The sequence below is a fragment of the Bradyrhizobium dasycarpum genome (assembly GCF_042019905.1).
Lineage (GTDB): Bacteria > Pseudomonadota > Alphaproteobacteria > Rhizobiales > Xanthobacteraceae > Bradyrhizobium > Bradyrhizobium japonicum_B.
On record NZ_CP169574.1, the window covers coordinates 4785408 to 4803498 of the forward strand.

18 protein-coding genes and 4 pseudogenes are annotated in these 18091 nt (G+C 65.3%); 14 read left to right on the plus strand and 8 right to left on the minus strand.

Annotated features, from left to right (window positions below; genetic code table 11):
* Nucleotides 1–46 precede the first annotated feature (46 nt).
* The 3 genes from mtaB to ACETMP_RS22895 form a co-directional block, all read right to left on the minus strand.
* Nucleotides 47–1303: a tRNA (N(6)-L-threonylcarbamoyladenosine(37)-C(2))-methylthiotransferase MtaB gene (mtaB, locus tag ACETMP_RS22885; RefSeq protein WP_375157975.1), complete on the minus strand. Its 1257-nt coding sequence runs from the start codon at nt 1301–1303 to the stop codon at nt 47–49.
* Complete coding sequence (dapF, locus tag ACETMP_RS22890; protein WP_375157976.1) at nt 1303–2178, minus strand: diaminopimelate epimerase; 876 nt, start codon at nt 2176–2178, stop codon at nt 1303–1305. The genes mtaB and dapF overlap by 1 nt, the downstream gene beginning before the upstream one ends.
* Before the next feature lie 111 nt (nt 2179–2289).
* Entirely contained in the window at nt 2290–2523 is a 234-nt protein-coding gene (locus ACETMP_RS22895; RefSeq protein WP_375162062.1) for a hypothetical protein, read from the minus strand.
* On the opposite strand from ACETMP_RS22895, the pseudogene ACETMP_RS22900 reads away from it, so the two are divergent.
* Both ACETMP_RS22900 and ACETMP_RS22905 read left to right on the plus strand, forming a co-directional pair.
* Nucleotides 2440–3229 (plus strand): annotated as a pseudogene (locus tag ACETMP_RS22900) (GyrI-like domain-containing protein). The gene ACETMP_RS22895 and the pseudogene ACETMP_RS22900 sit on opposite strands and share 84 nt — an antisense overlap.
* 5 nt (nt 3230–3234) lie before the next feature.
* Nucleotides 3235–3948, plus strand: a complete 714-nt coding sequence (locus ACETMP_RS22905; RefSeq protein ID WP_375157977.1) for an SIMPL domain-containing protein — start codon at nt 3235–3237, stop codon at nt 3946–3948.
* 124 nt (nt 3949–4072) lie between these two features.
* Here the strand turns inward: ACETMP_RS22905 and ACETMP_RS22910 are convergent, their stop codons facing one another.
* Both ACETMP_RS22910 and ACETMP_RS22915 read right to left on the minus strand, forming a co-directional pair.
* On the minus strand, nt 4073–4465 hold the full coding sequence (locus ACETMP_RS22910) for a hypothetical protein (protein ID WP_375157978.1): 393 nt from the start codon (nt 4463–4465) through the stop codon (nt 4073–4075).
* 143 nt (nt 4466–4608) lie between these two features.
* Nucleotides 4609–5675, minus strand: a pseudogene (locus ACETMP_RS22915) (MBL fold metallo-hydrolase).
* 371 nt (nt 5676–6046) lie between these two features.
* Between ACETMP_RS22915 and ffh the strand changes: the two are divergent.
* From ffh to ACETMP_RS22950, 7 genes and pseudogenes are all read left to right on the plus strand, one after another.
* Nucleotides 6047–7596, plus strand: a pseudogene (gene ffh, locus ACETMP_RS22920) (signal recognition particle protein).
* Between the two features lie 86 nt (nt 7597–7682).
* On the plus strand, nt 7683–8015 hold the full coding sequence (gene rpsP / locus ACETMP_RS22925) for a 30S ribosomal protein S16 (RefSeq protein WP_008133080.1): 333 nt from the start codon (nt 7683–7685) through the stop codon (nt 8013–8015).
* A gap of 6 nt (nt 8016–8021) precedes the next feature.
* Complete coding sequence (rimM, locus tag ACETMP_RS22930; RefSeq protein ID WP_375161966.1) at nt 8022–8582, plus strand: ribosome maturation factor RimM; 561 nt, start codon at nt 8022–8024, stop codon at nt 8580–8582.
* Between the two features lie 111 nt (nt 8583–8693).
* Nucleotides 8694–9448: pseudogene (gene trmD, locus ACETMP_RS22935) on the plus strand (tRNA (guanosine(37)-N1)-methyltransferase TrmD).
* 110 nt (nt 9449–9558) lie between these two features.
* Nucleotides 9559–9942, plus strand: coding sequence for a 50S ribosomal protein L19 (gene rplS, locus ACETMP_RS22940; protein ID WP_028133304.1), 384 nt, complete (start codon nt 9559–9561; stop codon nt 9940–9942).
* A gap of 463 nt (nt 9943–10405) precedes the next feature.
* Nucleotides 10406–11812 carry a 3-isopropylmalate dehydratase large subunit gene (gene leuC, locus ACETMP_RS22945; protein ID WP_028133305.1) on the plus strand — a complete coding sequence of 469 codons (1407 nt, stop codon included), beginning with the start codon at nt 10406–10408 and terminating at the stop codon, nt 11810–11812.
* 92 nt (nt 11813–11904) lie between these two features.
* On the plus strand, nt 11905–12114 hold the full coding sequence (locus ACETMP_RS22950) for a hypothetical protein (protein WP_375157979.1): 210 nt from the start codon (nt 11905–11907) through the stop codon (nt 12112–12114).
* Nucleotides 12115–12229: 115 nt separating this feature from the next.
* Here the strand turns inward: ACETMP_RS22950 and ACETMP_RS22955 are convergent, their stop codons facing one another.
* Nucleotides 12230–12733, minus strand: coding sequence for a hypothetical protein (locus ACETMP_RS22955; protein ID WP_375157980.1), 504 nt, complete (start codon nt 12731–12733; stop codon nt 12230–12232).
* A 174-nt stretch (nt 12734–12907) separates the two neighbouring features.
* Between ACETMP_RS22955 and ACETMP_RS22960 the strand changes: the two genes are divergently transcribed.
* Nucleotides 12908–13207 carry a DUF1330 domain-containing protein gene (locus ACETMP_RS22960; protein ID WP_375157981.1) on the plus strand — a complete coding sequence of 100 codons (300 nt, stop codon included), beginning with the start codon at nt 12908–12910 and terminating at the stop codon, nt 13205–13207.
* Nucleotides 13208–13499: 292 nt separating this feature from the next.
* Here ACETMP_RS22960 and ACETMP_RS22965 read toward each other — a convergent pair whose 3' ends face one another.
* A complete protein-coding gene (locus ACETMP_RS22965) occupies nt 13500–13781 on the minus strand; it encodes a hypothetical protein (protein ID WP_257197930.1) in 282 nt (93 codons plus the stop codon).
* Between the two features lie 154 nt (nt 13782–13935).
* On the opposite strand from ACETMP_RS22965, the gene ACETMP_RS22970 reads away from it, so the two are divergent.
* The 4 genes from ACETMP_RS22970 (at nt 13936) to ACETMP_RS22985 (ending at nt 16580) form a co-directional block, all read left to right on the plus strand.
* Complete coding sequence (locus ACETMP_RS22970; RefSeq protein WP_126261328.1) at nt 13936–14334, plus strand: metallopeptidase family protein; 399 nt, start codon at nt 13936–13938, stop codon at nt 14332–14334.
* 122 nt (nt 14335–14456) lie between these two features.
* Nucleotides 14457–15062, plus strand: a complete 606-nt coding sequence (gene leuD, locus ACETMP_RS22975) for a 3-isopropylmalate dehydratase small subunit (RefSeq protein ID WP_212376752.1) — start codon at nt 14457–14459, stop codon at nt 15060–15062.
* Nucleotides 15063–15142: 80 nt separating this feature from the next.
* Nucleotides 15143–15928 (plus strand): hypothetical protein, encoded by a 786-nt coding sequence (locus ACETMP_RS22980; RefSeq protein WP_375157982.1) that lies wholly within the window; start codon nt 15143–15145, stop codon nt 15926–15928.
* Nucleotides 15929–16160: 232 nt separating this feature from the next.
* A complete protein-coding gene (locus tag ACETMP_RS22985) occupies nt 16161–16580 on the plus strand; it encodes a DUF6455 family protein (protein WP_375157983.1) in 420 nt (139 codons plus the stop codon).
* Between the two features lie 18 nt (nt 16581–16598).
* On the opposite strand, the gene ACETMP_RS22990 is transcribed toward ACETMP_RS22985, so the two are convergent.
* On the minus strand, nt 16599–18080 hold the full coding sequence (locus tag ACETMP_RS22990; protein WP_375157984.1) for a tetratricopeptide repeat protein: 1482 nt from the start codon (nt 18078–18080) through the stop codon (nt 16599–16601).
* Between the last annotated feature and the right edge of the window lie 11 nt (nt 18081–18091).

Sequence of the window (18091 nt, forward strand, 5' to 3'; positions counted from 1 at the left end):
CGTATCCACACCCTCGGCGTCGTCCCTGCGTACCCAGGGACGACACTTAGTATGTGGTGAGCCGCTCACCATCGCTGCCGGCAATCACACGCGGCACGACGCTTCCAACGTGCTCGCCCGCAATCGCCACCGGCAGATAATGCTCGGTGCGGCCCTGCTCCTCGCTCTCGATCAGCACCTCGCGCGTCGCGCCGATCTCCGCTTGCAGCCGCTTGCGCAGCGCCGCCCCGCCCGCCGCGCGCAGCCGCTGCGCACGTTGCTTGATCGCACCGCCCGCCACCTGCGGCATCCTTGCGGCCGGCGTGCCCGGGCGGGGCGAATAGGGGAAGACGTGCAGGAACGTCAGCCCGCACTCCTCGACGAGGTCGAGCGAACGCGAGAACATCTCGTCCGTCTCGGTCGGGAAGCCCGCGATGATGTCGGCGCCGAACACGATGTCGGGGCGCAGGCGGCGGACCTGGTCGCAGAACGCGATCGCGTCCTGCCGCGAATGCCGCCGCTTCATGCGCTTCAGGATCATGTCGTCGCCGGATTGCAGCGACAGGTGCAGATGCGGCATCAGCCGCGCGTCATCGGCGATGGCATCGAGCAGATCGGAATCCGCCTCGATCGAATCGATCGAGGAGATGCGCAGGCGCTTCAGCTCCGGCACGTGCCGCAGGATCTGCTTGGTCAGCAGGCCGAGCTTCGGCGCGCCCGGCAGGTCGGTGCCGTAGCTGGTGAGATCGACGCCGGTCAGCACGATCTCGGCATGGCCGCGCATGGCTAGCGTCCGGACCTGCTCGACCACCGCGCCCATCGGCACCGAGCGCGAATTGCCGCGGCCGTAGGGGATGATGCAGAAGGTGCAGCGATGGTCGCAGCCGTTCTGCACCTGCACGAACACGCGCGGCAGGCCGCTCGCATAGCCGTCGACGAGGTGCGGCGCCATCTCCCTGACAGCCATGATGTCGCTGACGGCAATCTTCTCGCAGGCGCCGAGGTCTAGAGCGCTGCGCGTCTCCTGCCACGCAGACGCGCGCATCTTGTCGTCATTGCCGAGGACGCGGTCGACCTCGGCCATGTCGGCGAACATCGCCGCTTGCGTCTGTGCCGCGCAGCCGGTCACGACGATGCGCGCACCGGGCCGTTCGCGCTTCAATTTGCGGATCGATTGCCGCGCCTGCGCCACCGCCTCGTTGGTGACCGCGCAACTGTTGATGACGATGGTGTCCTCGAGCCCGGCAGCTTCGGCTTCGCGGCGCATCACCTCGGCCTCGAAGGCGTTGAGGCGGCAGCCGAAGGTGACGATGTCGACGGCCATCAGGCGACCGGCGCGAACAGCGCCGGATCGAACCTGCCCTCATATTCGAAGGTCGCGGGGCCCGTCATCAGCACGTGGTCGTCGCGCTCGCGCCATTCGATGCCGAGCTTGCCGCCGGGCAGCGTGATCTCGACCTTGCGCTCGGCGCGCTTCAGCCGCGCCGCGGCGACCGCGGTGGCACAGGCCGCCGAGCCGCAGGCCTTGGTCAGGCCGGCACCGCGCTCCCAGGTGCGAATCGTGATGTGCTTGTCATCGACGATATGGGCGAGCGTGATGTTGGCGCGCTCCGGAAAGATCGGATGGTTTTCCAGCAGCGGGCCGAAACGCTCGAGATCGTAGCCGTCGACGTCGTCGACCCAGAAGATCGCGTGCGGATTGCCCATGCTGACCACGGAGGGCGAATGCAGGATCGGATTGTCGATCGGCCCGATCTGCAATTCGATGTAGCGGGTGTCGCGGAACTCTTCCGCCAGCGGAATGTCCTGCCAGCCGAACTTCGGCGCACCCATGTCCACGGTGTAGAGATCGGGCGACGGACCCTGCCAGGCGTTGAGCAGGCCTGCAGCGGTCTCGAACGTCGCACTGGTCTGCCCGGTCTTCTCGAAGATGCGACGGACCACGCAACGCATGCCGTTGCCACAGGCGCCGGCGGTCGAGCCGTCATTGTTGTAGATGCTGATGAAGGCCTCGGTGCCGCCCAGCCGCGGCTTCTGCAGCACCATGAGCTGGTCGTAAGCCACGCCGCCATTCGCGGACGCCACCGCGCGGGCGTCGTCCGGCGTCACCCGGCCAGCGGAATCGCGCATGTCGACAACGACGATCTCGTTGCCGATGCCGTTCATCTTGGCAAATGCGTGGTTGGCCAGCGCGCTCATGAAAATTCCCGAATTTCGCCCGTCTTATATGGCGATCCTTGCCGGCTTGGCCAGTGATTTGCGGTCGGCGGCATGACGCATCTGTCATGGGACGAATTCCGCACCCGCGTGTTAGAACGGCGCGGCTCGCCGCGAGCCGGGATGCGGGGCCGGGCTCGAGCCGGATGAGGCCTTGGTGGGCAAGGCCTTGGTAGGCAAGGTCTTGGTGATTAAGGCCTTGGTGTTGAAGGTCTTGGTGGTGAAGTCCTTGGGGAGAATGAAATGATCGGGTTTCGTCGTCTTGCTCTGGCCGCGCTGATCCCGGCAGCGGCCTTGTCGCTTGGCCTGCCTGAGGTTCTGGCGCAAACCCCAAGCCCCGCAACGTCAAGCCCGACACCGGCCGCCTCCGCAAGTCCCTCGCCGGCCCCGTTGGCGACCCCCTCCCCGGCCGCGAGCGCATCGCCCGCACCTGCGGCAGCGCCGTCGCCCGCAGCCAGCGCTTCGCCGGCACCTGCGGCGACGCCCTCGCCCGCCGCCAGCGCCTCACCCTCGGCCAGCCCAACGGCCCCGCCCCCGGCGGCCGCTGCAACCCCCGCCCCGGTTCAGACCGCCGATCCGTTCGGTCTGGAGACCACGCTTCGAGGCCAGGAAGGTCGTGATGGTCAAGGGCACCGCGAACTGGGACTCGGCCTTCGACACGCTGATCGACGCTTTCAAGGCGCTGACCACGCTGCTGGACAAGCAGGGTATCAAGGCGGCCGGCAATGCGATGGTCGTCTACACCTCGACCGACGACACCGGCTTCACCTTCCTGGCCGAGATCCCGATCGAGCAGGACCCCAAGAACTTGCCCAAGGACATGAGCATCGGCAAATCGCCGGAGGGCAAGGTGCTGAAATTCGTCCATCGCGGCTCCTACGACAACATGGACAACACCTATGAGGCGATCACCAATCACCTCGACGACAAGAGGCTGGAAGCCAAGGACACCTTCATCGAGGAATACCTCACCGACCCCCTGAAGACCGTTGAAGACAAGCTGGTGATCAACGTTTTCGTGCCGCTGAAATGAGAATCATGAAGAACCCTGCCGTCCTTGCCGCGTCCCTTGCCGCCGTTGTTGCCGCCGCGCTGCCGGCAACGCCTGCGCTCGCCGATGATTTTCCGTCCGCCATTTCGGTGAGCGGCGAAGCCAATATCTCCGTGGCGCCGGATCTCGCGCAGATCGACGCCGGCGTCGCCAACGACGCCAAGACCGCGAAGGAAGCCTCCGACGCCAACAACGCCGCGATGGGCAAGGTGCTGCTGGCGCTGAAGGGCGCCGGCATCGCCGAGAAGGATTACCAGACCTCGCGCCTGTCGCTGCAGCCGCAATACGGCCAGAACAGATCCACCGGCGCATCCCCGGTGGTCGGCTTCCGCGCCAGCAACCGCGTCACCGTCAAGATCCGCGACGTCACCAAGGTCGCGGCCATCATCGACACGCTGGTCGGCGCCGGCGCCAACGACATCGGCAACATCTCGTTCGAGGTGACGCAGGCCTCAAAGCTGCTCGACGACGCCCGTGAGCAGGCCGTCGCTGACGCCCGCCGCAAGGCCGAGATCTACGCCAAGGCAACGGGCGTGACGCTCGGCGCCCCGCTGAGCGTGTCCGAGGGCGGCGCTCCGGTGCCGCTGTTCAAGGCGCGGATGGCGACAGCACCAATGGCGGCGCCTGCGGCGGTCGCGCCGGGTGAGGAGACGCTGTCGGTGACGGTGAATGTGAGCTGGGCGATCAAGCAGGTGCAGTAGCTCCGTTCATGAGAGGCCCATCGCCCAGCTTGCTGTAGTCGGTGTGTCGCTGGGCGAGGCGGCCGATCATATCTTCCGGCAGCAGTGGATAGCGTCGTTGCCTGATCAATCATTCGGGCTGATATCAGTAAAAAGGGAATCCCGTCGGCGTCTTGGTAAAGACGAAGATGAGCTCGCCGCAGAAGACGAAATAACTTTCATTCTTGTAGTCATCGCGATCGTAGACGCCCTTGCCGCGCTGGAGACACGCGCGATTTTTCGCCGTGAACGAGGTCCGATAGATCTTGGCGCCAAATTGTGCGGCGTCGCGAATGGAGTTGTCGTTCATGAACGGCAATCGTGTCATAGCGGCGACCGCGGCGGAATCGTCTGCCTTTAGCGCCGCGCGAAACTTCTCGATGAAGCCATCGAATTCCTTCTGCAAGGCAGGAGAAGCGACGGCGTTCTTCGCCTGGGCAACGGCAGGAGCAAGGTTCACGAGAGCGGTTGCAAGCACAATTCTCAGCAAAAATCCCACAGGCCGGCTCCATCCATCGATCAATCAAGGTCTTCCGACCGAAGAAATCCATGGTGTTTTGTTGCGTCATGGGCTTTCGGGTTCAACGGCGCAGAGCCGCACGAACTCGTCGCATCACGCCGCCGGCTTTATGGATACACGCCCTAAATCTCCACCACCTGCCCCGGCTGCATCGCCACGAACCGCTCCTGCGGGATCTTCGCGGCATCGAGAGCCTCGACCAGCGCCTTCGCCGGCGCGTCGATCGCTTCGTCCGTCAGCTGGAACGTGCCGTGGTGATGCCCGAGCGCGGCCTCGGCGCCGCAATCGGCCAGCGCCTTCACCGCGTCCTCCGGGTTCATGTGCTGGTCGCGCATGAACCAGCGCGGCTCGTAGGCGCCGATGGGAAGGATGGCGAGGCGCAGCTTGCCGTGCCTCTCGGCGACGCGGCGAAAATGCCGGCCATCGCCATAGCCGGAATCGCAGACGACGTAGATCTTCCCGGCCGGCGTCTCCATGACGAAACTCGCCCACAGCGCCTTGTTGCGATCGAACATGCCGCGCGCCGTCCAGTGCCGGGTCGGCACCAGATGCACGGCGATGCCGCTGCCAAGCTCGACGCGGTCATGCCAGTCGAACGCCTCGACCTTGATGCTGGGATCCCAGCTGCGCATCGTGACGTCGTTGCCGAGCGGGGTGACCACGCGCGGGGCAAAAAATTCTTGGTGAGCCGCGACAGCGTCGCGATGTCGAGATGATCGTAGTGGCCATGCGAGACCAGCACGACGTCGATCTTCGGCAACTTCTCAAAGGCGATGCCGGGATCGTTGTGCCGCTTCGGGCCGGCGAAGGCGACCGGCGAGACCCGCATCGACCAGACCGGATCGACCAGGATGTTGAGGCCGCCGGCCTGGATCAGCCAGCTGGCGTGGCCGACGAAGGAGAGCCGTACCTTGTCGCCGTCGACCCGCTCCGGCGGGGTGTCGGCGTGCGGGCTGGGGGCCCAATCCGGCCAGGTCGCGCGCTGCCGCTTGCCGCCCAACTGCCAGCGCAGCACCTCGCGCAGCGATTTCGGCGGCGCTCCGTCCGGATCGAAAAAGGTGAGGCCGTCGAAATGATCGGAGACCGGGCCGTCATAGGTCTTCATACGGGACATCCAGAGCGAGGGAGCACCGACCAGGGCGCCGGCCCCGGCAAGCAGTCCGAACAGGCGGCGGCGGGTGATCGGCACGGGGGTTTCAGCGGTGGTAACGGAGGCAGGTCATCAGTTCTATATGGGCGGATCCCGGCGAAAAGGAACCGGCAGCCGAAAAGGCCCTCTTTTCAGGATCTTGCCCTGGCAACGCCGCCCCGGCACCCTAACTTTCCTTGACTTTTGGGCGGGAGCGGCGTTTAACCCCGCCACTTTCTCGGAAAGGCTTTCTTTTCGACCCGCCGACCGGCCCTCGGGGCCGGAGGTCAACGCCCGACAGCGCTGTGCGCCCTCGGGCGCAAAGGTGTTTGGAAGATCGTTTAGCCAAGGAAGCGGTCATCCCCGCGAAGGCGGGGCATGACAGCGGTGAACGCGGCAACCCTGCGCGAGCAGGACAAAGGACAACTTCATTGTTCGACAATCTGTCGGAACGGCTTGGCGGAATTCTCGATCGTCTGACGGGGCGCGGTGCGCTGACCGAAAAGGACGTCGACGCCGCGATGCGCGAGGTGCGCCGCGCGCTGCTGGAGGCTGACGTCGCGCTCGAGGTGGTCCGCAGCTTCACCGAGCGCGTCCGCGAGCAGGCGATCGGCGCCACCGTCGTCAAGTCGGTGACCCCCGGCCAGATGGTGGTCAAGATCGTCCATGACGAGCTGGTCAATACGCTGGGCAGCGAAGGCCAGACCATCGACGTCAATTCCGTGCCGCCGGTGCCGATCATGATGGTCGGACTGCAAGGCTCCGGTAAGACGACCACCACCGCAAAGCTCGCCCGCCGCCTGGTCCAGCGCGACAAGCGCAAGGTGCTGATGGCCTCGCTCGACGTTTATCGTCCCGCGGCGATGGAGCAGCTCGCCGTGCTCGGCCGTGACCTCGACATTCCCACTTTGCCAATCGTGGCCGGCCAGCAGCCGCCGCAAATTGCAAAACGCGCGCTGGAAGCCGGCAAGCTCGGTGGCTACGACGTCGTGCTGCTCGACACCGCCGGCCGCACCACGCTCGACGAAGACATGATGGCGGAGGCGGCTGCGATCAAAGCCGCGGCGAACCCGCACGAAGTGCTGCTGGTCGCGGACAGCCTCACCGGCCAGGACGCCGTGAATCTCGCGCGCGCGTTCGACCAGCGCGTCGGCCTCACCGGCATCGTGTTGACACGCGTGGACGGCGACGGCCGCGGCGGCGCCGCGCTGTCGATGCGCGCGGTCACCGGCAAGCCGATCAAGCTGCTCGGCACCGGCGAAAAGACCGATGCGCTGGAAGATTTCCACCCCGATCGTATCGCCGGCCGCATCCTCGGCATGGGCGACGTGGTCTCGCTGGTCGAGCGCGCCGCCGCCAACATCGACGCCGAGAAGGCCGCGCGCACCGCCGAGCGCATGCGCAAGGGTCAGTTCGACCTCAACGACATGCGCGAGCAGCTGCTGCAGATGTCGAGCATGGGCGGCATCAGCGGCCTGATGGGCATGATGCCCGGCATCTCCAAGATGAAGAACCAGATCGCGGCCGCCGGCATCGACGACAAGATCCTGGAAGCGCCAGGTCGCGATCATCGATTCCATGACCCGCGACGAGCGCCGTCATCCCGACCTGCTCAAGGCCAGCCGCAAGAAGCGCATCGCCGCCGGCAGCGGCCAGAGCGTCGAGCAGGTCAACAAGCTGCTGAAAATGCACCGGAACATGGCCGACGTGATGAAGGCCATGGGCTCGGGCAAGCGCGGCCCTGCTCGCCGGCATCGCGCAGGCGATGGGCTTTGGCGGCGGCATGAAGATGCCGTCTCCGGAAGAGATGAAGGCCATGCAGGAGAAGATGCAGAGCGGCGGCGGCCAGGGCCTGCCGAGCCTGCCGAAGGATCTGCCGCCCGGTCTTCGCTCGGGCCTGCCGAATCTGCCGGGGCTCACGGGCCTCAGCGGCAAGCCGACCCTTCCAGGGCTCGGCGGTTTTCCCGGCAAGAAGAAATGAGGAATTCGTCGCACGGGATCGCACCGGTCTCGCGCGACGCGAAAATGCCAATCAACCGAACAAAACGTACTTTGAAGGAGAACTGAATGTCCGTCGTTATCCGCCTCGCCCGCGCAGGCACCAAGAAGCGTCCCGTCTATCACGTCGTCGTCGCCGATTCGCGCTTTCCGCGCGATGGCCGTTTCATCGAGCGGCTCGGCTATTTCAACCCGCTGCTGCCGAAGGACAACGAGACCCGTCTCAAGCTCGACATGGACAAGGTGAAGGCTTGGCTCGCCAAGGGCGCGCAGCCGTCGGACCGCGTGGCGCGTTTCCTCGACGCTGCCGGCGTCAAGAAGCGCGAAGCGCGCAACAACCCCGAAAAGGCCGTGCCGCGCAAGGAGCGCAAGGCGCAGGCCGAAGCCGCCGCCAAGGGTTAAGGCCGGATCATGTCGGCGCTGATCTGCGTCGCGCGGATCGGCGCCGCGCATGGAGTGCGCGGTGCGGTCAAGTTGTGGACCTTCACCGAAGATCCTTTCGCCGTGAAGCGCTACGGTCCGCTGCTGTCCAAGGACGGCAAGCGCCAGTTCGAAATCGCGCAGGCGCGTGAGGCGAAGGACCATCTGGTCGCGACGTTCAAGGGCGTCACGACCCGCGATGAGGCCGAGCGCCTCAACGGCATCGAGCTCTACGTCGCGCGCGACAAGCTGCCCGCGACGGACGAGGACGAATATTACCACACCGATCTGATCGGGCTCGCCGCCGTCACGACGGACGGCGATGCGCTCGGCCGCGTGCTCGCGATCCACAATTTCGGCGCCGGCGACATCATCGAGATCGCGCCACCGAAGGGCCCGACGATGCTGTTGCCGTTCTCGAACGCGGTGGTGCCGGAGGTCGATCTTGCCGGCCGCCGCGTGGTGATCGCGCTGCCTGCGGAGATCGAGGGTGAGGACAAGGACAACGATCCCTCCGCGAGTCGTCGCCGCGAACGCGAGGATCCATAACCACAGGCCGTGGTTTTTGGCTAAGCTGAAAGTTCCGATCATCGCAAGATGAAGTGCGGTGGTTATGGGCCCCGGGCTCGCGCTTCGCGCACCCCAAGGCATTTGGATCCGATGACCAATCCCTCCCCCTGGCGCGCGACGGTGCTGACGCTGTTTCCGGAGATGTTTCCGGGGCCGCTGGGCGTGAGCCTCGCCGGGCGGGCGCTGGCGTCCGGGATCTGGCAGCTCGAGGCGCGGGACATCAGGGCCTCCGCCACCGACCGCCACCGCAGCGTCGACGACACCCCGGCCGGCGGCGGCCCGGGCATGGTGCTGCGGGCGGACGTTCTGGCGGCGGCCATCGATGCGGCGGAGACAGGACCCGAACGGCCACGCCTGCTGATGAGTCCGCGCGGTCGGCCATTGACCCAGGCCCGTGTCCAGGAGCTCGCCTGCGGGCCCGGCCCCCTGATCGTCTGCGGGCGCTTCGAGGGGGTGGACCAGCGGGTGATCGACAAGCGGGGGCTCGAGGAGGTCTCGATCGGCGATTACGTGCTGTCCGGGGGCGAAATCGCCGCCTTGGCCCTGATCGACGCTTGCGTCCGGCTGCTGCCGGGGGTGATGGGCAAGGAGGCCTCGGGAACCGAGGAAAGCTTCTCCGAGGGCCTTCTGGAATACCCGCAATACACCCGCCCGCAGCTGTTCGAGGGGGCTCCGATCCCGGAGGTGCTGACCTCCGGCGACCACGCCAAGGTGGCGGCCTGGCGGCGGGCGCAATCGGAGGCGCTCACCGAGGCCCGGCGGCCGGATTTATGGGCCCGGATCCCGCCCAAGCCGGCGATCGGGCCGGGCGCCAAAAAACGCCAAAAACCAAGACAGACGGGTGACAAACGCTCCGGCTTGCCTTATAGGAGCGGCCAAATCCGCAATGGCTGGATAGACGAATTTTGCGCAGCCCCCCGTTTCCAGGGCTGGGCGCGCCGATGGAGATTTACCCATGAACCTGATCAAGCAGCTCGAGCAAGAGCAATTCGACAAGCTGTCCGCCGGCAAGGACATTCCGGAATTCGGTCCCGGCGACACCGTGATCGTCAACGTCAAGGTCGTCGAAGGCGACCGCACCCGCGTGCAGGCCTATGAAGGCGTCTGCATCGGCCGTTCCGGCGGTGGCCTCAACGAGAGCTTCACCGTGCGCAAGATCTCCTACGGCGAGGGCGTGGAGCGCGTGTTCCCGGTGATGTCGCCGATGATCGACTCGATCAAGGTGGTGCGCCGCGGCAAGGTGCGTCGCGCCAAGCTCTATTACCTCCGCAACCTGCGCGGCAAGTCGGCCCGCATCGTCGAGAAGACCGAGCACGCCAAGGCTGCCGTCAACGAGTAAGCCTCGCTGCTCCATGCGAGTTTCGAAAGCGCGGGGCTCGGCTCCGCGCTTTTTGTTTGGCCGGATATCCCTCCCCCGACCTCGTCATTGCGAGCGACCGGGTCCGCGCAAAGCGCGGCCCGATGACAGGCTCCGCGAAGCAATTCAGAATCTTGCCTCGGAGGGATTCTGGATTGCGTCGTCGCAAGGGCTCCTCGCAATGACGGTGCCGCTAGGCACTCGCGCTTTTACTGCCGCGTGCTATATAGCTTCTAGAATGTTTCCAGATCCGACCAGCTTCGCCCCCGTCAAGCGCATCGTCATCGACGATCGCTCGCGGCTGCCTGGGCGGTTCTTCGGACGCTTCGCGACCTCGGCAACGTCAGAGCTTAGTCCCGCAGCTTAAAGGCTGCGCTGAAGACTGCCCTGTTGCCCGCGCGCACTCGCGCACATCCGCTACCAACATTCTTCGGAGCTGACGCTCATGTCCAAGCCAACCACATTGTACGACAAGATCTGGAACGACCACCTGGTGCACGAAGCCGAGGACGGCACCTGCCTGCTCTACATCGACCGCCACCTGGTGCACGAGGTGACCTCGCCCCAGGCGTTCGAGGGCCTGCGCGCTACGGGACGCAAGGTTCACGCGCCGGAGAAGACGCTCGCCGTCGTCGACCACAACGTGCCGACCACCGATCGCACCAAGCCGAATCCCGATCCTGAAAGCATCGAGCAGATCAAGGCGCTGGCCGAGAACGCCAAGGAATTCGGCATCGAATATTACAACGAGTTCGACAAGCGCCAGGGCGTCGTCCACGTCATCGGCCCCGAGCAGGGCTTCACCCTGCCCGGCACCACCATCGTCTGCGGCGACAGCCACACCTCGACGCATGGCGCGTTCGGCGCGCTCGCGCACGGCATCGGCACCTCCGAGGTCGAGCACGTGCTGGCGACGCAGACGCTGATCCAGAAGAAGGCGAAGAACATGCGCGTCACCGTCGACGGCAAGTTGCCGGACGGCGTCACGGGCAAGGACATCATCCTGGCCATCATCGGCGAGATCGGCACCGCGGGCGGCACCGGCTACGTGCTGGAATACGCGGGCGATGCGATCAGTGCGCTCAGCATGGAAGGCCGCATGACGGTCTGCAACATGTCGATCGAAGGCGGCGCCCGCGCCGGTCTCGTCGCGCCCGACCAGAAGGCGTTCGACTTCCTGCGCGGCCGCCCGAAGGCCCCGAAGGGCGCGGACTGGGATGCGGCCATGCGCTATTGGGAGAAACTGCGCTCCGACGACGGCGCGCATTTCGACAACGAGCTGCGCCTCGACGCCGCCAAGCTGCCCCCGATCGTGACCTGGGGCACGAGCCCCGAGGACGTCGTCTCCGTGACCGGCATCGTGCCGGACCCCGACAAGATCGCGGACGAGGCCAAGCGTCTCTCCAAGCATCGCGCGCTGAAATACATGGGCCTCACCGCGGGAACGAAGATTACCGACATCAAGGTCGACCGCATCTTCATCGGCTCCTGCACCAATGGCCGCATCGAGGATCTGCGCGCTGCCGCCAAGATCGCGGAAGGCAAGCACGTCTCCGGGCATGTCAACGCCATGGTCGTGCCGGGCTCCGGCCTCGTGAAGGAGCAGGCCGAAGCCGAGGGTCTGGACAAGATCTTCATCAAGGCCGGCTTCGAATGGCGCGAGCCGGGCTGCTCGATGTGCCTCGCCATGAACCCGGACAAGCTGGCCCCGGAAGAGCGCTGCGCCTCGACCTCGAACCGCAACTTCGAGGGCCGCCAGGGTTTCAAGGGCCGCACGCACCTCGTCTCGCCGGCGATGGCGGCGGCGGCGGCGATCGCCGGTCATTTCGTCGATATCAGGGACTGGCGCTAAGCCTGTTCCTGCAATTGTAGCGATCGCGGCAAACCGCCGTTAATCGATCGCCTGACACTCTCGTCCTCGCGAGGATTTCGCGAGGACGCGCCATGGCCAACAAGCCGGAATATGTCGACCTGATCAGTGAGGCCACGCGTCAGCACCGCCGCCGCGCGGTGCCCTTGCGCATCGTCGCCAAGCCCGAGGTCGAAGAGACATCGAGACTGAGCCGCTGGCCGCCGGCGATGTTCAAGCAGTGGAAGCTGGACACTCTGATGCAGTGGAAAGCTTCGTCGTGGAAGCTGAAGGACTGGCTCTAGCCGTATTCGTCATGCCCGGGCTTGTCCCGGGCATCCACGATTTGTTGCGCTCCAGGAACGTGGATGGCCGGGGACAAGCCCGGCCATGACGCGCAGAGCTAGCAGCTCAATCACATCACCAATAGTACCGATAGGGATAGTGCCAGCGGCAGATACGGCGCGGCCCGTAATAGGTCCAGATGATCCGGCAGCGGCGCGGATGGTGGTAATAGGGATAGTAGCCGCCGTAATAGTAGCGGCGGTGGAAGTGGCGATGGCCGTAATACGGGCGATAGAACCCGTGGTGACGATGGCCGCCGTAATGGCGAAATCCGCCGTAACGATAGCCGCCGCGATGGAAGGCCGGCGCGGCGCGGAAGCCGCCGATATGAGCGCCATGGAAACCACCGCCGCGGAAACCGCCGCCGTGAAAATGTCCGCCGCCGCGATGTCCACCGCCACCGTGGCGAACCTGTGTGACCAAGTCGTCTGTCGCCGCCTTGGTCGCAGGTGACGTTGCCGGATTGATCAAGGTCAGCGCTTCGGCGCGCTGCGCGGTTCCGGCCGACAGCATCAGCGTCGCCGCCGCAATCCCGAGCAGACGCATCGGACCGATCCTGAAACCCAAACTCCTCAGCATGGAATTCCTCCCTGAATCCGAACCGCGGAGTTGCGATGCTAGCTCCCGGCCCGCGTCATCGCTGTTCAATTGCAGTCGCTCCCGAGGTTAAATTGCGGACAGCAACGTGAACGCGCCATGAATGAACGAAGCCGGCGATTGCGACGCGGTGCGGCGGCGAGAGGAGTTTTGGAAATGACCGTCTATGCGATTGCACAATTGAGGATGACCGACCGCGCGGCCTATGACCGCTACCAGGCGCGTTTCTTCGATGTGTTCAGGAAGTTCGATGGACGGCTGCTCGCCGCCGATGAGCATCCGCGCGTGCTCGAAGGGGCGTGGCCGCACGACAAGCTCGTCATGATGTCGTTTCCGGACGAGGCCGCCTTCCTCGCCTTCTCGAACTCACCCGACTACGAGGAGATTTCGCGCGACCGCAAGGCCGGCGCAGAGGCGACCGTGCTGCTGGTGAAGGGATTTTCGCCCGCCGGCTAGCGGCTCACCAGAACGGGCCGTAGCCGAACACGAAGGGGGCGGGCACGCCGTAGGGATAGGGACGGTAGTGGATTGGCCGCGCGAAATAGCGGGGATCGCGGCGCACGAGGGACCGTACATTGAGTTGGGTTCGCGCAGGCCGCCGCGCATCGAAAACCGCGATCCCCGCCGAAGCCTCCGGGATTGTCACTCCTGGCGCAGCGAAAGCACGCGGCAGGCCGGCGACGAGCGCGACAGCAACGGAGAACGCAACCCATCTCGCCATGACCACCTACGGGGCTCCGGCGCCGGCTCAGCCGCGGCGCCAGTAGCAGCTCACACGCGGCACGATCACCGTGCCGCTCGGCCGAAATTCCTGCACATAGGTCGCGTTGCAGACGCGGACCGCGTCGGGACCGGGATTGTAGCGCGGATAGACGCCGTCAGGCGCGTAATAGGGTGTGACGCGCAGGCGCGCGGGCGGCCGCTTGCGCGGCGGCGGGATGTCGTCCGGTGAGGCCGCCTGCGCCAGCCTGACACCGGGGGCCGCCGTCTGCGCCTCCGCGCCGACGCAAAACTGCGAAAACAACCCCATGCACAGTAGCGTCAGCGCTGTTTTTGCTCGCATTTTTCGTCCACCTGAACCGTCCTGCTCGAGCCCCACGCTCCCCGTTTTGGCGGCGCCCGTCAACCTCGCCGCGCTTATAAAGCGGGATGCATCGCCAAGAAACCCGCGCTAAGACAAGCCCATGTGGACGGAATTGAAAGCGCCCTCGCTGGCCGAGATGGAAGCGACGGCGCACGAAATCTTCGAGGGCCTGCCGGCGGAGTTTCGCGCCCTGTGCGAAGGCGTCATCATCCGCGTTGACGACTTCCCGACCGAGGAGGTCCTCGACGAGATGGACTGCGAGAGCGAGTTCGACCTGCTCGGCCTGTTCCAGGGCGTCGGCCTGCCGCAGCAGAGCCTCGGCGACGTGGCGCGGCTGCCCAACATGGTCTGGCTCTACCGCCGGCCGATCCTGGACTATTGGGCCGAGCACGACGAAAGCCTCGGCCATATCGTACGCCACGTCCTGATCCACGAGATCGGCCACCATTTTGGTCTGTCGGACGACGATATGGCCGCGATCGAGGCACGGGCGGAGTAGAGCACCGTTGCTGCCGCGGCTTGATCCCGCCAAGCAGACTAGCCCTGCCCAATTCGGCCTAGGATTCCCGGCTGGATCGCGATAAATACGCCTTCCCTGACCACCTGCGGGAAAGCCCAACCATGGACAAGTTCACCACGCTGGAAGGCGTCGCGGCGCCGCTGAAGATCATCAATGTCGACACCGACATGATCATTCCGAAGCAGTACCTCAAGACCATCAAGCGCACCGGCCTTGGCAAGGGGCTCTTCTCCGAGCAGCGCTACAAGGACGACGGCAGCGAGAACCCGGATTTCGTGCTCAACCAGCCCGCCTATCGCAACGCCAAGGTGCTGGTCGCCGGCGACAATTTCGGCTGCGGCTCGAGCCGCGAGCACGCGCCCTGGGCGTTGCTCGACTTCGGCATCCGCTGCGTGATCTCGACCTCGTTCGGCGACATCTTCTACAACAACTGCTTCAAGAACGGCATCCTGCCGATCCGCGTTGCCCAAGAAGACCTCGACAAGCTGTTCGACGACGCCGAGCGCGGCGCCAACGCGACGCTGACGATCGACCTGCCGAACCAGGAGATCCGCGGCCCCGACGGCGGCAAGGTCAAGTTCGAGATCGACCCGTTCCGCAAGCACTGCCTGATCAACGGCCTCGACGACATCGGCCTCACCATGGAGAAGAAGGCCTCGATCGACAGCTATGAGGACAAGCTCAAGCGCGAACGCGCCTGGGCCTGAGATCGCTCTCCGCTTTGAGCCCCGGTGCAGTCAGCGCCGGGGCTTTTTCTTTGCCTTCGTTATCCCTATAGCTTCGCCGCATGCTGCCCGAGATCGTCACCTTCTGGCATGGCCCGATGGACGCACTGCGCCAGACCTGTCTGCGTTCGCAGTTGGCTGCCGGCCACAAGGTCACGGTCTACAGCTTCGACCCCATTCCCGGCCTACCCGCCGGCATCGCCAACGCGGAGGCGGAAGCGATCCTGCCGCACGCGTTCTCCGAACGCCTGCGGCCGCCGCAGCCGGATGGCAGCTGGCGCGACTGGACCACGTTGCAGTTCAGCGACTTCTTCCGCATGAGGCTGATGGCGAAGGGACTCGGCCTCTGGCTCGATGCCGACGTGCTGCTGCTCAAGCCGGTCGAGATCGATCCGGCAAGACCCTACTTCGCCTGGGAGCGGCCGCGCCAGCTCGGCAATTCCGTGATCTACCTGCCGTCGCAGCACGGCATCGTGCGTGCGTTCGAGGAGCTGATGGAGCAGGAGGAGCTGACGCCGAACTGGCTGTCGGTGCGCCACCGCATCACCTTCATGATGCGCCGCCTGCGCGGCGGCTCCAATCGCCTCGCCGACATTCGCGTCGCGATCTACGGACCCGCGGCACTGACCGCGCTGGCGCGCCGCACCGGCGAGCTGGCATGCGCGCTGCCGAAGCAATCGTTCTACGCCGTGCATGCCGAGCCGAAACTGTTCTTCGATCCCTCCAGCTATCTCGGCCTCGTCACCAACCCGGAGATCATCGGCCTGCACGTCTCGCCCAAGGGCCGCGGCGGCGAAAAGCCGATTCCGGGCAGCCTGTATGCCTGGGCAACGGAGCGGTTTGCGTAGCTCTCCCCACGTGTCCCGGACGCGGCGCAGCGTGCAACGCTGCACCGCAGAGCCGGGACCCAGCAAAGTGGCGAGATGGGCCCCGGCTCAGCGGCGCACCACTGCGTACCGCGCCGCGTCCGGGGGGCACGAGACCTGATTTGCGGGATCGTCTCCGGTTTGATCCAGCGCAACGCGCCCCTGCAACATTGTGCTTAAGTCGCTCCAATTCCGCCGTCCGAAGGAGCTTTCCATGAGCACCGCAAGCAGGCCTTATCCCATCGTCCAGGATCTCATCGAGTCCTTTGCCGACTGGTTGAAGCACCGCCGCGAGATCAGCGAGATGCGGCAGCTCGATCGCGCCGATTTCGACCGGATCGCGAACGACCTGCGGATCGCGCCAGACGATCTGGAGGAGCTGGTTCGCCACGGCAAGCATTCTGCCGACGAGCTACCCAAGATGCTGGAGCAGCTCGGCATCAGCGCCGAAAACCTCGGCCGCGCGCAGCCGCTGCTGCTCCGCGATCTGGAGCGGGTATGCTCGCTGTGCAACCACAAGGGACAATGCGACCGCGATCTCGCCGACGGCACCGCCGCGGAACATTACCACGACTATTGCGCCAATGCCTCGACCCTGGAGTCGCTTGAACGCACCGACGTCGCGCCGCGCTGAGGCGCGACTCCCAGGATATTACTTGCCGGCCACGAAATAGAAGTCCTGCCGGCCGGAGATCGAGCCGTAGCTGAACGGCTTTTGCCTGCGGCCGGTTGTTTCCATGACGTCGTCGCGAACGAAGTCGAACAGCCTGCGGACTTCGAGGCCCGGCGTCGGAACGTTCTTGACGAAGGCGGTTGCGAACGGACTGTTGCTGCCATCGCCGTCGAGCGCGGTCTCGCCATCCTTGGCGGCATAGACCACCAGCGTGCCCGCCTCCGGCTCGACAGGGGCCAGACCTCGCGACACCGAACGCGACGCGACCGACATCGTGCGCTTCATCTGGGCTGCAAACGGATTATCCCGGCAGGCATCGAGGATGACGAGGCGCAGCTTCCTGGCGCGCTCCGCAGCATTGAGAACCTGATCGACCGGCACGGCTTCAAACGCGATTTCGCGATCCGCCGCGATCTTCGCGTCCGTCGGGATGAGATAATTGATGCCGCCGACCTCCATGCCGTGTCCGGCATAATACACCACGGCCCAGTCCGCCGTCTCCGCACGTGCCGCGAACTCGCGCAAGGCATTTACCAAGGCATCCTTGCGCAGATCGGTCAGCAGAGTGACGGCTTCGAACCCGGTGAGCTTCAGCACGTCGGCGACGAGGCTTGCATCGCGCACGGGGTTTGGCAGGGCGGCGACGTTTTCATAGGCCGAGTTGCCGATGACGAGAGCGATGCGGCGATCAGAGTTCGCAGCCCCGGGCACCGTGACGAGCGGAGCGACGCCGGTCTTCTCCACCAAGATCGTTGCCGGTCGCGGCGAAGGCAGGACGGCAAGCCGCTCCCGTGCCTTGTCCAGAGCCCATCTCGTAGCGGTATGGGTTAGGCCAAGCGTGGCGTTGAAGTCGGCCCTCGCCCTGGCGAAATCGCCGCGCTTCTCGTAGGCCAGTCCGCGGTTGAGATAGGCGTTCGCATAGGTGGAATCCGCGCGTATCGCTTCGGTGTAGTCCGCGATGGCCCGGTCGGTCTCGCCCTTGCGGCCATAGGAGTTGCCGCGGTTGAAATACGCGTTCGCATTGCTCGGCTGCAGGCGCACTGCTTCGGTATAATCGGCGATGGCGCGATCGGTGTTGCCCTTGTTGCTGTAGGCATTGCCCCGATTGAAATAGGCGTTCGCGTAGCCCGGATCGAGCCGGATCGTCGCCGAATAGTCCGCGATCGCACGCTCCGTATCGCCCTTGCTGCTGTAGGAGTTGCCGCGATTGTAATAGGCATTCGCGTGCGCCGGATCGAGCCGGATCGTCGCGGTGTAGTCGGCTATGGCGCGGTCGGCATCGCCGTTCGCGGCATAAGCGTTTCCGCGGTTGTAATACGCATTCGCGTCCTGGGAATCTCGCCGGATCGCCTCGGAAGCTGCGGCAATCGCAGCGTTCGCCTCGCCTCTGACGCGGTCATTGGCGGCTGCAGGCCCGGCGAGAACAAGGAGTGCAAGGCAATAGAATAATTTGCGAAGCATATGAAAGCCCA

Excerpts from the sequence above, each read along its gene's own strand:
- mtaB (WP_375157975.1), bottom strand. The coding sequence starts at position 1,303 with ATGGCCGTCGACATCGTCACCTTCGGCTGCCGCCTCAACGCCTTCGAG.
- dapF (WP_375157976.1), bottom strand. The coding sequence starts at position 2,178 with ATGAGCGCGCTGGCCAACCACGCATTTGCCAAGATGAACGGCATCGGC.
- ACETMP_RS22905 (WP_375157977.1), top strand. The coding sequence starts at position 3,235 with ATGAAGAACCCTGCCGTCCTTGCCGCGTCCCTTGCCGCCGTTGTTGCC.
- rpsP (WP_008133080.1), top strand. The coding sequence starts at position 7,683 with ATGTCCGTCGTTATCCGCCTCGCCCGCGCAGGCACCAAGAAGCGTCCC.
- rplS (WP_028133304.1), top strand. The coding sequence starts at position 9,559 with ATGAACCTGATCAAGCAGCTCGAGCAAGAGCAATTCGACAAGCTGTCC.
- leuC (WP_028133305.1), top strand. The coding sequence starts at position 10,406 with ATGTCCAAGCCAACCACATTGTACGACAAGATCTGGAACGACCACCTG.
- ACETMP_RS22950 (WP_375157979.1), top strand. The coding sequence starts at position 11,905 with ATGGCCAACAAGCCGGAATATGTCGACCTGATCAGTGAGGCCACGCGT.
- ACETMP_RS22955 (WP_375157980.1), bottom strand. The coding sequence starts at position 12,733 with ATGCTGAGGAGTTTGGGTTTCAGGATCGGTCCGATGCGTCTGCTCGGG.
- ACETMP_RS22960 (WP_375157981.1), top strand. The coding sequence starts at position 12,908 with ATGACCGTCTATGCGATTGCACAATTGAGGATGACCGACCGCGCGGCC.
- ACETMP_RS22965 (WP_257197930.1), bottom strand. The coding sequence starts at position 13,781 with ATGGGGTTGTTTTCGCAGTTTTGCGTCGGCGCGGAGGCGCAGACGGCG.
- ACETMP_RS22970 (WP_126261328.1), top strand. The coding sequence starts at position 13,936 with ATGTGGACGGAATTGAAAGCGCCCTCGCTGGCCGAGATGGAAGCGACG.
- leuD (WP_212376752.1), top strand. The coding sequence starts at position 14,457 with ATGGACAAGTTCACCACGCTGGAAGGCGTCGCGGCGCCGCTGAAGATC.
- ACETMP_RS22980 (WP_375157982.1), top strand. The coding sequence starts at position 15,143 with ATGCTGCCCGAGATCGTCACCTTCTGGCATGGCCCGATGGACGCACTG.
- ACETMP_RS22985 (WP_375157983.1), top strand. The coding sequence starts at position 16,161 with ATGAGCACCGCAAGCAGGCCTTATCCCATCGTCCAGGATCTCATCGAG.
- ACETMP_RS22990 (WP_375157984.1), bottom strand. The coding sequence starts at position 18,080 with ATGCTTCGCAAATTATTCTATTGCCTTGCACTCCTTGTTCTCGCCGGG.